This is a genomic window from Bradyrhizobium commune, from assembly GCF_015624505.1.
GTDB lineage: Bacteria > Pseudomonadota > Alphaproteobacteria > Rhizobiales > Xanthobacteraceae > Bradyrhizobium > Bradyrhizobium commune.
The window spans coordinates 4,827,258-4,840,427 of the sequence record NZ_CP061379.1; the positions used below are offsets into that span (position 1 = coordinate 4,827,258).

The 13,170-nt window shown below is 64.3% G+C and carries 11 protein-coding genes; all 11 read right to left on the reverse strand.

Features of this window, described 5'->3' with window-relative positions; all coding sequences use genetic code 11:
* Positions 1-73: 73 nt before the first annotated feature.
* Positions 74-1,057, reverse strand: a complete 984-nt coding sequence (locus IC761_RS22880; protein WP_195798888.1) for an ABC transporter ATP-binding protein — start codon at positions 1,055-1,057, stop codon at positions 74-76.
* On the reverse strand, positions 1,054-2,043 hold the full coding sequence (locus IC761_RS22885) for an ABC transporter ATP-binding protein (protein WP_195798889.1): 990 nt from the start codon (positions 2,041-2,043) through the stop codon (positions 1,054-1,056). The genes IC761_RS22880 and IC761_RS22885 overlap by 4 nt, the downstream gene beginning before the upstream one ends.
* Before the next feature lie 19 nt (positions 2,044-2,062).
* Positions 2,063-2,986, reverse strand: a complete 924-nt coding sequence (locus IC761_RS22890) for an ABC transporter permease (RefSeq protein ID WP_195798890.1) — start codon at positions 2,984-2,986, stop codon at positions 2,063-2,065.
* Positions 2,983-3,924: an ABC transporter permease gene (locus tag IC761_RS22895; protein WP_195798891.1), complete on the reverse strand. Its 942-nt coding sequence runs from the start codon at positions 3,922-3,924 to the stop codon at positions 2,983-2,985. Before IC761_RS22895 ends, IC761_RS22890 begins: the two co-directional genes overlap by 4 nt.
* Before the next feature lie 17 nt (positions 3,925-3,941).
* The gene (locus IC761_RS22900; RefSeq protein ID WP_195798892.1) at positions 3,942-5,546 is read right to left on the reverse strand and encodes an ABC transporter substrate-binding protein; all 1,605 of its coding nucleotides are present in this window, start codon (positions 5,544-5,546) and stop codon (positions 3,942-3,944) included.
* Positions 5,547-5,687: 141 nt separating this feature from the next.
* Complete coding sequence (gene nikE, locus IC761_RS22905; protein WP_195798893.1) at positions 5,688-7,358, reverse strand: nickel ABC transporter ATP-binding protein NikE; 1,671 nt, start codon at positions 7,356-7,358, stop codon at positions 5,688-5,690.
* Positions 7,355-8,203 carry an ABC transporter permease gene (locus IC761_RS22910; protein WP_195798894.1) on the reverse strand — a complete coding sequence of 283 codons (849 nt, stop codon included), beginning with the start codon at positions 8,201-8,203 and terminating at the stop codon, positions 7,355-7,357. The genes nikE and IC761_RS22910 overlap by 4 nt, the downstream gene beginning before the upstream one ends.
* Complete coding sequence (locus IC761_RS22915) at positions 8,200-9,234, reverse strand: ABC transporter permease (protein ID WP_195798895.1); 1,035 nt, start codon at positions 9,232-9,234, stop codon at positions 8,200-8,202. Before IC761_RS22915 ends, IC761_RS22910 begins: the two co-directional genes overlap by 4 nt.
* Positions 9,235-9,259: 25 nt before the next feature.
* Positions 9,260-10,879: an ABC transporter substrate-binding protein gene (locus tag IC761_RS22920; protein WP_195798896.1), complete on the reverse strand. Its 1,620-nt coding sequence runs from the start codon at positions 10,877-10,879 to the stop codon at positions 9,260-9,262.
* A 107-nt stretch (positions 10,880-10,986) separates the two neighbouring features.
* On the reverse strand, positions 10,987-12,423 hold the full coding sequence (locus IC761_RS22925) for a flavin-containing monooxygenase (protein ID WP_195798897.1): 1,437 nt from the start codon (positions 12,421-12,423) through the stop codon (positions 10,987-10,989).
* Positions 12,420-13,169: an SDR family oxidoreductase gene (locus IC761_RS22930; RefSeq protein ID WP_195798898.1), complete on the reverse strand. Its 750-nt coding sequence runs from the start codon at positions 13,167-13,169 to the stop codon at positions 12,420-12,422. The genes IC761_RS22925 and IC761_RS22930 overlap by 4 nt, the downstream gene beginning before the upstream one ends.
* Position 13,170 lies beyond the last annotated feature (1 nt).

A 13,170-nucleotide genomic window follows, 5' to 3' on the forward strand; every position in this document is an offset into this window, starting at 1 on the left:
GCAGCGTGTGACTGAAGCCCGCAGCCCCGCGCATGCGCTAGTGCGCGCTCGACCGCGACGATGGTTTGAGGCCTCAGCCCTGCGGCAGCGCGTCGAGGTGACACGCCACCCATTGCTCGCCTTCAGCAGAGCGTAGCTGCGGCTCCTCGGTCCGGCAGCGATCGAACACGTACGGACATCGGGTATGGAAGCGGCACCCGCTCGGCGGATTGATCGGGCTCGGCACGTCGCCACCGAGGATGATGGGATTGCGCTGGGCACCGGGTTCGGGCAGCGGGACCGCCGACAGCAACGCCTTGGTGTAGGGATGCCTCGGCGCGGCAAAGATCTCCCGGCGCGGCGCCACCTCGACGATCTTGCCGAGATACATCACCGCGACGCGGTGGGTCATGTGCTCGACGATCGCGAGGTCATGGCTGATGAACAGCAGCGCCAGGCCGAATTTCTGCTGAAGGTCCTGGAGCAGGTTGACGATCTGCGCCTTGACGGAGACGTCGAGCGCGGAGACCGCCTCGTCGCACACGATCAGCTCGGGCTCGGCCGCGAGCGCCCGCGCGATGCCGATGCGCTGACGCTGGCCACCCGAAAATTCGTGCGGCCTGCGGTTCAGTGCCTCGCGCGGCAGGCGCACGGTGTCCATCAGCGCCGTGACGCGGACCTCGAGATCTTCCGCGGATTTGGCGAGACCGAAATTGCGGATCGGCTCGGCCAGGATGTCGCGCACGCGCATACGCGGATTGAGGCTGGAAAACGGATCCTGGAACACCACCTGCACGCGGCGGCGCATCTGGCGCATCGTGGCCGGCGCGGCGTCGTCGATACGCTGGCCATCGAGGATCACCTGGCCGGCCGTCACATCGAACAGCCGCAGGATGGCACGGCCGACCGTCGACTTGCCGCAACCGGACTCGCCGACCAGCGACAGCGTCTCGCCGCGCGCGATCTCGAACGACACGCCGTCGACCGCGTAGACAAATTCGGACTTGCGCCCGAACAGGCCGGTCTTGACGGGAAAATGCTTCTTGAGGTCGTTGACCTGGAGCAACGGAACACTCATGCCGCAATCGCTCCCTTGGCCGCATAGTGGCAGGCTGCGATGTGGCGCGGCCCTTTTTCTTCGAGGCCCGGCGCATACTGCCGGCAGAGATCGGTCGCCAGCGCACAGCGGCCGGCAAAGACGCAGCCGGTGATCGGCTTCCTGAGATCGGGCACCTGCCCGGGAATCTCGGCCAGCCGCCGCGCGGTACCGGTCAGCGAGGAACCGAGCCGCGGCACCGCGCCGAGCAGGCCCTGCGTATAGGGATGACGCGGCGAGCGGAACACCTCGGCGACCGGCGCTTCCTCGACCTTGCGGCCGGCATACATCACCATGACGCGCTCGGCGATCTCGGCGACGACGCCGAGGTCGTGGGTGATCAGGATGATTGCCGCACCGACACGGCGCTTGAGGTCGAGCATCAATTTCAGGATCTGCGCCTGGATGGTCACGTCGAGCGCGGTGGTCGGCTCGTCCGCGATCAGGAGCTTTGGATTGCAGGCGAGCGCGATCGCGATCATCACGCGCTGGCGCATGCCGCCGGAGAGCTGATGCGGGTATTCGCGCACGCGTCGCTTCGGCTCGGGAATACCGACAAGCGTGAGCATATCGATCGCGTGTGCCTCGGCGGCCTGCTTATCCAGACCCTGATGGATCATCAGCGTCTCGCGGATCTGGCGGCCGACGGTCAGCACCGGGTTGAGGCTCGTCATCGGCTCCTGAAAGATCATCGAGATGTCGTTGCCGCGAATGGCGCGCATCTCGCGATCGGACAATTGCAGCAGATCCCGTCCCGCGAAGCGGATCGCGCCCGCGACCCTGCCGGGCGGCTCCGGAATCAGCCGCATCAGCGACATCGAGGTAACCGACTTGCCGCAGCCGGACTCGCCGACAATTGCGAGCGTTTCGCCCTCGTTGACATGGAAGGACACGCCGTCGACCGCGCGGTTGATGCCGCTGGGCGTACGGAAATGGGTCTGGAGGTTCTCGACTTCGAGCAACGCCATTTTGGTCAGCCCCGCAACATCAGAGGCTTTTGGCCATGCGCGGATCGAGCGCATCGCGAAGGCCGTCGCCGAGCAAATTCACCGCGAGCACCGTGACGGACAGGAACGCCGCCGGAAAGAACACGATATAGGGCTTGACCTGCCACAGCGCGCGGCCTTCGGCCATGATGTTACCCCAGGACGGAATGGTGGGTGGCGTGCCGGCACCGATGAAAGACAGGATCGCCTCCGTGATCATGGCGCTGGCACAGATATAGGTCGCCTGGACCAGCATGGGCGCGAGCGTGTTGGGCAGGATATGGCGCAGGATGATCATCGGCGTCCGTGTGCCGCAGGCCACCGCCGCATCGACATAGGGCTGCTCGCGCAGCGACAGCACAACGCTGCGCACGAGGCGGGAGACGCGCGGAACTTCGGCAACGGTGATAGCCAGAATGACGTTGCCGACACTGGCGCGCGTGAGCGCCATCAACGCGATCGCAAGCAGGATCGGCGGGATCGACATCAGGCCGTCCATGAAGCGCATCAAAATGCCGTCGGCCCAGCGGATGAAGCCGGAGACGACGCCGATGGCAAGGCCGGCCGCGGACGCAAATATCGCAACGAACAGCCCGACTGTAAGCGAGACCCGCGCGCCAAAGAGCACGCGGGAATAGATGTCGCGGCCAAGCACGTCGGTGCCGAACCAGAAAGCCGCCGACGGCGCGCGGGTCCGCTTGGCCGGCGCGAGCGCGGTCGGATCGACCGTTCCGAGATACGGCGCGAAGACCGCTATCAGAACGAGCGTCAGCAACAGCGCACCGCCGATCGCAATGGTGGGATGGCCGCGCAGGAAGCCGACGAAACCGCGCCGGATCGCGACCGGCCGAAGGATCTCCGGCAGTTGCGGCGCGACGACGAAGCCGGCCGGCAGCGTTTGCGGATTGACAGTCATGTCGGTCAATAGCGGATCCTCGGGTCAACGAGCGTGTAGGTGACGTCGATCATCAGATTGACCAAGACGTAGACGAAGCTGAAAAGCAGCACGATGCCCTGGATCACCGGGTAGTCGCGGCGCAGGATCGCATCGATCGTGAGGCGGCCGAGGCCCGGAATCGCGAACACGCTCTCAGTCACGACCGCGCCGCCAATCAGAAGCGCAATCCCGATCCCGATCACGGTCACGATCGGCACCGACGCATTCTTCAGCGCGTGAATGAACAGGATGCCGCCCTGCCCGAGCCCCTTGGCACGCGCGGTGCGGATATAGTCCTGCTGGAGCACCTCAAGCATGGTGGCACGGGTGATGCGCGCGACCAGCGCGATGTAGACACAGCCGAGCGCAATCGCCGGCAGGATCAGATTTTGCAGCCACGGCCAAAAGCCCTCCGTGAGCGGCGTATAACCCTGCACAGGGAGCCATTCGAGCTCCAGCGCGAAGACGTAGGCAAGGACGTAGCCAACGACGAACACCGGCAGCGAGAAGCCGAACACGGCGAACGCCATGATGGCACGGTCGATGAGGCTCCCGGCCTTCCATGCCGCCACCACGCCGAGCGGCACCGCCACCACGATCGTGAGCAGCAGCGTGACGATCATCAGCGACAGCGTTGGTCCGAGACGCTGCCCGATCATCGTCGAGACCGGCAAATTGGTGAAGATCGAGGTGCCGAGATCACCATGCAGGATGCGCCAGACCCAGCTGCCGAACTGGACCAGGAAGGGCCGGTCGAGGCCGAGGCTCTGGCGGATGCGCTCCACATCCTCCGGGCTCGCCTGGTCACCCGCAATCACCACGGCGGGATCGCCCGGCGCGATGTAGAGCAGGCTGAACACGAACAGTGCGACAATCGCCATCACCGGCAAGGTGGCGACGATGCGCCGGAGGATGTAGGAGAGCATCTGGACCTATTGCACGATCATGCGGACTTCGACACGCCCCAGAAGAACGGCAATGGTCCCTTGGCAATGCCGGTGACGTTCTTGCGCCACGCGGTGTAGCTCAGGAAGAAGCCGGTCGGAGCGTAGACGACGTCATCGAAGGCCGCCTTGTTGAGGCGACCGATGGTGGCCTTTTCCTCGTCGAGGCTCTTGGCCTCGAACCAGGCGGCAACCTCCTTCTCGGTATTGGGGCTTGTGGGCCAGCCGAACCAGGCCTTGTCGCCATTGGCGCGGATAGCCGTGTAGGGTGCGGGATTGATGCAATCCGAGCCCGCATGCCAGGTGTGGAACATGTTCCAGCCGCCCTGTCCCGGTGCTGTCTTCTGCGCACGGCGTGAGCCGACCGTGCCCCAATCGGTCGCGACGAAGTCGACATTCATGCCGAGCCTCTTCAGCAGGTCCGCAGTCACGTCGCCCATCGCCTTGGTGATCGGCTGGTCCTGCGCGACGAGGCACGTGACCGGCTGGCCGGAATAGCCGCTCTCGGCGAGCAGCTTCTTGGCGGCGTCGAGATCGCGCTTGCCCTTCAGGATCTCGCCACCCGCTTCGGTGTAGAGCGGCGTATCCGGCGTGAAGTAGCCGGGCAGCGGCTTCCACAGCGAATTGTCGTCGCCGACGATCGCGCGCATATAGTCTTCCTGGCTCATCGCCATCAGCACTGCGCGCCGCGCCCGCACGTCGTTGAAGGGTGGATACAGGAAATTCATACGGAACGAGCCGATATTGCCAAGGGGATCGCCGATATCGACGCTGATGTTCTTGTTCTTCTTCAGGACCGGGACGAGATCCGCAATCGGATTCTCCCACCAGTCGATCTCACCGTTCTGCAAGGCAGCCGCCGCGGTTGCCGGATCCGGCATGATCACCCACTCGACGCGGTCGACCATGATCTGCTTGCCACCGGCAAGCCAGGATGATTTCTCCTGCCGCGGCGAATAGTCGGCAAATTTCTCGAACACGGCCTTCGCGCCCGGCACCCACTCGCCCTTGGCGAACTTCATAGGACCGGAGCCGACATAATCCGAGATCTGCTTGAACGGATCGGTCTGGGCGATGCGCTCCGGCATGATGAAGGCGCAAGGCGAGTTGTTCTTCGCAAGCGCGTAGAGCATCTTCGGGAATGGCTGCTTCAGCACCCATTTGAAGGTGCGGTCGTCGACGGTGGTCAGCTCCTGCTGGAGCGCCTTGATCATCAGGCCCATCGGATCGCGTGCCGCCCAGCGCGAGAGGCTGGCGACGACGTCCTTGCTCAGCACCGGCTCGCCGTCGTGAAACTTGAGCCCCGGCCGCAACTTGAACGTCCAGGTCGTGCCGTCATCGGTCACTTCCTCGGATTCGACCATCTGCCGCTGTGGCTGGAGCGAGGAATCGACGCCGTAGAGCGTGTCCCAGACCAGCGCGGCCGCATTGCGCACGACATATTGGGTGCCCCAGATGGGGTCGAAATTGGCAAGATTGGCCTGCGGCACGAAACGCAGGGTGCGGGCCGAAGCGCCCTGGGCGATCGCCGGGGCCGAGAGGCCGCCCGTCAATGCCAGACCGCTCGCGCCGGCCAGTCCCTTCAATACGCTCCTGCGATCCATGTAGTCCTCCCGGTAATGCCGTGATGCCGGCCGATCATTGGCCAAAGGCAGGTGAAACAGAGCCCATTGGCCTGCAAATGGTATGCCAGTAAACGCGCCTTCGCCAGCGCGATCTCAACGGCTATTTTGATGGCCCGGGCCTCAAAGAGCGGCCGCCAGCACCTCGCCGGTCTCGAGATGGGGGATCGCCTCGACCAGCTTGCGCGTGTAGTCAGTCTTCGGATTATCGAACAGCGCCCGGCTTTCGCCCTGCTCGACGATGCCACCGTTGCGGAGCACGATGGTGCGGTCGCAGAGCATGCGCACCACGTTGAGATCGTGGCTGACGAACAGCAGCGCGATGTCGTTCTCGCGCCGCAAGCGATCGAGCAGTTGCAGCACCACCGCCTGCACCGAAACGTCGAGCGCAGCGGTCGGCTCGTCCAGCACCAGGAGCCGCGGGCGGCAGGCGATCGCGCGGGCAATGCCGACGCGGGCCTTCTGGCCGCCGGAGAGCTGATGCGGGAAGCGCGGCAGCAGATCGAGCGGCAGCCCGACCCGTTCCGCGCACTCTTCCACCCGTTGCCGCAACGCATCGCCAGCTCGCATGCCGTCGAGCCTCATCAAGGGATGGGCGATACAGTCGAAGGCCGTGTAGCGCGGGTTGAGGCTTTCGTTCGGGTCCTGGAAGACCATCTGAATGTCTTTGCGCAGGGGCGAACGATGAAAGTCGCGCGACGCCACGTGGCCGATCGACTGCCCGTCGAACACGATGTCGCCTTCGCTGGGATCGATCAGACGGCAGATCATCCGTGACGTCGTGCTCTTGCCGGAGCCGGACTCCCCGACGAGACCGACGCTCTCGCCACAGACCATGGTCATGGAGAAATCGGCGACCGCCGCGGAGCCCTGATCGAAACGCTTGGCGAGTTTCCGTACCTCCAGGAGCGGCGGGGTGCCATGCGGGACCTCCGCCCTTGGCTTGCTCACGACCGCAGCGGCGCGCTCCCGCTCCTCCTCGGTCACGAGATCCTCGATCCGGGACGTCGCCGTCGGCGAGGCCGCAACAAGGCGCCTGGTATAAGCGTGCTGCGGCGCGCTGAAGAGCGTCTTCGGGCTCGCTTCCTCGACGATGCGCCCGCGCTCCATCACGGCGATGCGGCGGCAATAGCGCGCCGCAAGGCCGAGATCGTGCGTGATCAGGATCGTCGCCATGCCGCGTGCGGCGGCGATGTCCGCGAGCAGGTCCATCACCACTTTCTGCGTAGTGACATCGAGACCAGTGGTCGGCTCGTCGGCAATCAGCAGAGCCGGATTGCAGGAGATCGCGATCGCGATCATCACACGCTGGCACATGCCGCCGGAGAGCTCGTGCGGATAGGCATTCATCCGCGCCTCGGGGTCGCGGATCTGGACAGCGCGCAGCAGCTCCAGCGCCTCGGCACGAGCGGCTTCTTTCGATATCCGCTTGTGGGTGAGGATCGCGTCGGCAATCTGCAAGCCGATCGCCCGGATCGGATTGAGCGCCGCCCGCGGATTCTGGAAGATCATCGACATCGCAGCACCCTGGAGATGACGGAGATCATCACCCCTGAGCTTTGTCACGTCCTGCCCGCGAAACAGGATTTTGCCGCCGGTGACGCGTCCGGCCGCATCGAGCAGTCGCGTCGTCGCAAAACCGGTGACCGATTTGCCCGAGCCGCTTTCGCCGACGAGGCCGAGCATTTCGCCCGCTTCGACAGTGAGCGTGACGCCGCGCACGGCCTCGACCAGCCCACGCCGTGTCGAGAACGAGACGTGGAGGTCGTCAATCCTGAGCAGTTGCTCGCTCATGTGCGCATGCGGGGATCGAGAATGTCCCGCATCCCGTCACCGAGAAGGTTGAAGCACAGCACGGCCATCATCAACGCGAGGCCCGGGAAGGCCACCAGCCACCAGCGTCCGGTCGAGATGAAGCGCGCGCCCTCCGCGACCATGATGCCCCATTCCGGTGTCGGTGGCTTAACGCCGAGGCCGATGAACGAAAGACCCGCAGCGTTCAGAATGGCCCAGCCGAGATTGAGCGAGATCTGCACCGCCATCGCCGGCAGGATATTTGGCAGCAGAAAGCGCAGCACGACCGAAAAATGGCTCTCACCGCAGGCGCGTGCGGCCTCGACCCAGCCGACATTGCGCCTGACGTTGACCTCGGCCCGCGCGAAGCGGATGTAGAAGGGAAGATTGATGATCGCGGTTGCGATCACGATGTTCTCGATCCGATTTCCCAGCGCCGCGACCATCGCCATTGCCAGCACGAACAGCGGAAAGGCCATCATCACGTCGACGAAGCGGCCGACCGCGCGATCGAGCTTGCCTCCGGCATAGCCGCAGAACGAACCAACGACGGCGCCGATCACGAAGGAGATGCCGACCGCCGAGACCGCGATCGCAAGGTCGAGCCTCGCTGCGATGACGAGGCGGCTGAACACATCGCGTCCAAGCTGGTCCGTGCCGGCGATGTGCGCCGCGCTTGGCGGCAGCAACGCTTCCGAGACGTTCGAGACCACGGGATCATAAGGCACGATCCATGGCCCGATGATTGCGATTAGAACAAACAAGGTCACACCCGCCGCCGCGACGGCCGTGAGCGGGTTGCCGCGCAGGATCCAGACCGAATGACGGAGGGTGGCGCTGGTCATTCGATCGACACCCTGGGATCGGCGATGCCGTAGCAGACATCGACGATCAGATTGACCAGCACGAAGATGCCAGCCATTAGCAGCACGAAGCCCTGCACCGGCGCGTAATCGGAGGACAGCAGCGCATCGAGTGCATAGGAGGCAACGCCTGGCCAGGAGAACACCTTCTCCACCAGGACATTGGCGCCCAGCATGGTCGAGAACACGATGCCGGCGATGGTGATGACAGGCAGGATTGCGTTACGCAGCGCATAGGTGACGACCACCTTGTGCCACGAGAGCCCGACCGAGCGCGCGGTCCGCACGAAATCGCTGCCGAGCGACACCAGCATCGAGGCGCGCGTGATCCGCGCCAGCGGTGCGATCACGAACAGGGCCATGCTCACTGCCGGCAGGATCAGCTGCTTGCAGGCCGCCCACCAGCCGTCGATATCGCCGGCCAGCAGGAAATCGATCGACAGGAAGCCGGTGTGCTGCGGCGGCAGCGAGGTGAAGACGTCGATCCGCCCAGTCGGATCAGGCGCAAGTCCGAGCAGATAATAAAAGACGTAGATCAAGAGCAGGCCGGAGACGAAGGTCGGCACGCAGACCCCGAGTGCGCAGAACAGCCGCACGCCGTGATCGACAATCGAACCCGGCCGCAGCGCTGCGACAACGCCGAGCGGCACCGCCGCAATCAGCGCAATCATCAGCGCGGTGAAGGTGAGCTCAAGCGAGGCCGGCAGCCGCTCGCGCAGATCCTTCAGCACCGGCTGCCCGGTCATCATGGAGCGGCCAAGATTGCCATGGCCGATGTCGGAGAGATAGAACACCAGCTGCTCCGGCACCGATTTGTTCAGCCCCATCTGCTTGCGGATCAGCTCGATCTCCTCCTTGCCTGCATTGGGCCCCGAGGCGAAGAACACCGCGGGGTCGCCAGGCAAGACGCGCATCAGCAAAAAGGTGAAGACAAGCACACCGAACAGCGCCGGCAGCGACGACAGAAGCCGCCTGCCCGCCCGCACCATCGTTGCGCCAACACCGGTCATCACCTTTCAGCGTCCCTCTTTGCGGATATCACTTGCGGCTGATATCGCGATAGTCGAGCTGCCGGTGGAACTCGTAGGTGTAGCCCTCGATCGACGCGGCCATCACGGCGTCCTGGTTCGGCTGCCACAACGGGATCTGCGGCATCTCGCTGAAATGGATTGCATTCAGCTTGCGGCCGTCTTCCTCGTACTTCGCCTTGTCCGGCTCGAAGCGAGCTTCCTGCGCAATCGCTGCGAGCTCGGAATTGTTGATCGAGCTGTAGTTCCAGCGCTGATTGCCGGTGTAGAAGTTGCGGTAGAAGTAATCGGTCGACGGCAGCCAGGCGACGATGCCTTCGGTGAAGAACGGCAGCTTCTTCTCGTTGATCTGCGTCGACATCTGCGCATCCGGAAGTTTCTGGATGTCGACCTTGATTCCGATCTTGCCGAGCGATTCCTTCACCAGCGCCGCCATCGGCTCCGCGGTCGAGGCCTGGCCGACATTGAAGCTGAAAGTCGTGGAGAAGCCCTCGGGCAGGCCCGCAGCCTTGAGGTATTCGCGGGCCTTGTCGAGGTCGATCTTCACCGGCGCCTGGAATGGATAGATGCCGTTCGCCGGCATGCCATCCGCCCAAGTCGCTCCGAACAACGGCGCACCGCGGCCGAACAAGGCGGCCTTGAACATGTCGTCATAGGGCAGCGCGAAGGCGATGGCGCGGCGAACATTGACGTTGTCGAAGGGCGGAATCTGGTTGTTCATCGAGACGAAGGTGATCGCATTGTATTGTGGCGTCGAGATCACCTTGAGCTTGCCCTTGGCCTCGAGCGATTGCACGTCGCTGGCCTGGAGATCGAGCACGAGATCGGCGTCGCCGCGCTCGACCAGATTGGCGCGGGTCGCGGGCTCCGGCACGGACTGCACGATCACGCGCTTGAAGAACGCCGGCTTGTTCGCAGAGCCGCGGTTCCAGGCCTCGTCGCGCTTGAGGATGACCTGCTCGCCGGGCTTGAAGGTCTCGACCACATAGGCGCCGCTGCCAGCGGTGTGCTCCTTGAGCCAGGCGGTGGCCCAGGGATCGTCCGGCGTCGCGTGCTCCTTGGCGACCTTCGAATTGATGATGATGGGATAGACGGTCGCCAGGTTCGGCAGCGCAAGCTTGTCGGGCTTCGGCAGCGTCACCTCGACCGTGAGGGGATCAATCACCTTGAACTGATCGGCCGACGTCAGCGATCCCGTCAACAGCTGCGCCTTGCCGAGGATCGGCGCGGTGACGCAGCGATCGAGCGACCATTTGACGTCCTCGGCCGTGACCGGCGAGCCGTCCTGGAATTTTGCGTCCTTGCGCAGATGGAACATGATCTTCAGTCGATCAGGACTGACGTCATAGGAGTCGGCGAGCTCGCCGGTGATCGTGTCGAGATCGAACACCCATTTGCCGTTGAGCTGCTTACGGCCGAACGACACCAGCCGATCGTAGGTGCTCATGCTCAACCCGAAGGACTCTCGGGTCGCACCGGGGATGTTGGGATCGAGCGTATTGACCGATGCGCCAGTCACATAGCGCAACGTCTCGGCCCTGGTTTGCGCCTTCAAAGGCGCAGTGGCGATGAGCAACAGCGCGGTGGTGGCGAGGACGCAGGACGCCGGCCTGAAAGACACAAAACGCATTGGTTTTTCCTTGAATTTCGACAAGAACGCCAGCAAGGCATGGTGAGAAAGAAGCAAATTACGCGCCAGTCGCAGATGGGCGCATCGTCGCGGCGGGGCGTGGACAATCACGTGGATTCACCCATTTTTTGCGCCGTCCGCGTCACCACGGCCTGCGGTACGTCATATGCGCTGAGCGAAGCCCAGTGATGCGCGATATCGCTACGGAACAGGCCGCGCGTCAGGCCATGGACCAGCTTCGGGATCGCGGTCGTCATCGCATTGATCGACGACCCCGACGGACCGAAGCTCATGGTGGATGCGATGGCGAAAAGGTGAATGTCGGAGATCCACGGCGTTTCGCCGGGTAGGCGCTCGGTGAAGGCGTAATCGTCGGCGAGATAGGGAAAACGGCCGAGCCGGGTGTTGCGCTCATTCTCCGGGGGCTGATAGCGGTCGGCCCAGGTCGCGATATTGCCCGCAAAGCTGCGTAGTTCGCCGCGCTCGGCAAAGTTCATGTCGATGCCTGTGCCGCAGATGACGAAATCCGCGGAGACGGCGCCGCGCGGCGTCCGAAGTTCAACGCCGCGATCCGTCTGTCGGCCCCCCTCGACCGGCGCGCCTTCGTGCAATATGAAATTAGCATGACGCGCGCAGCGGTCGAAGGTTGGCTGCGGAAATCCTTCCCGCATCTCGAGGACCTTGCGCATGAAGCGCCAGCGCCAGGTATCATCGAGATCACTGAGATGACGAAGGAAGCCACGAAAGGTCAGCCAACGATAGGGCTGGATCAGCTGGATCTGCGCCCGGCGGCAAAGCAGATGCACCTCTGCGGCGCCGGCCTCCAGTGCCGTTGCCGCATTATCGAATGCCGATGCGCCGGCGCCGATCACGGCGACCCGCCTGCCGCGGAGGCTTTGGAAGTCGATGTCGTCGGCGACGGTCGCGACCGAGCTGGCCGGCAGATGGCGCAACGGCTCTGGAATCATCCAGCCGCCCATTCCCTCTTGTCCGGTCGCAAGCACGATCTTGCGCGCATAGAGCGTTTCGACGCCATTGGCACGTTTCACGCGTGCGGCGAGCAGGCCGTCGGCCGCGGGCGCGATTTCCACGAGTTCGGAGCCGTTGCCGACCGGCAAGCCGATCGTGCGCCGCAGCCACAGCAGGTACTCGGCCCAGTGGCCGCGCGGAATCAGGTCGAGCTTGTGCCAGCTGTCCTTGCCGAAGCGGGCCTCGTGCCAGGACTGGTACGTCAGACTCGGGATATCGAGGTCGGGACCGGTGTAGTCCTTCGGGCTGCGTAGCGTCGGCATGCGGGCATAGGTGAGCCACGGGCCCTCCTTTCCCTCTTCAGCTTTGTCGAGCAGCAGGATGTTGGTGACGCGGGAGCGCATGAGGCCAAAACCGATGGCGATGCCGGACTGGCCCGCGCCAACGACGAGCACGTCCAGCGCCGGCTTTCCGTCCGGTCCCTGCTTCGGAGGTAGCCACGCGGCGCCGGGATGCGCGATCCTTGCGAGATCGGCGCACACGTTTGCCTCGAGCTCTGTCAGCGCGTCACTCATGCAGCGAGCCAGCCTCCGTCGACCACCATCACGGTGCCCGTCGTGAACGAGGACGCATCGCTTGCCAAGTGCAGCGCCGTTTGCGCGATCTCCTCGGCCTCGCCAAAACGCTTCATGGCATGGCGATTGCGCGAGGCCTCGCGCACCTCATCCGAATTGGCGTGACGGGCAAAGCTGCGGCGAAGCATCGGCGTATCGATCGCGCCGGGCGCGATCGCGTTGACGCGAATGCCGTCGGCGGCGAAATCCACCGCCATCGTGCGGGTGAGGCTGACGATGGCGCCCTTGGCGGCGATATAGGCGCTGTTTCCCTTGCCGCCGGCAATCGCAAGCTGCGACGCCAGGGTGATGATCGAACCACTCTTTTGCCGCTGCATCTGTGGCACGGCGGCGCGTGCCCACAGCCAGGTGCCGCCGACATTGGCGCGGAACACCGCGTCCCAATCTTCCGGGCTCGTCGTCAGCACCGTGCCACCGCAGGAGAAGCCCGCCGCGGTCATGAGGATGTCGAGCTGGCCATGCCGCGCCACGACATCGCCGACGATGGTCTCGGCGAAACCGACATCGCCGACATCGCCGACATGCGTTGTTGCCTCTCGCACCAGGCTCAACGTCTCCTCAAGCCCCGCCGCATCGCGATCGACCAGAGCGAGATGCGCGCCCTCTTCTGCGAACAGCTTTGCACTGGCGCGACCGATGCCCGAACCGGCTCCGGTGATAATGGCCGTGCGCCCTTCGAGCCGCATT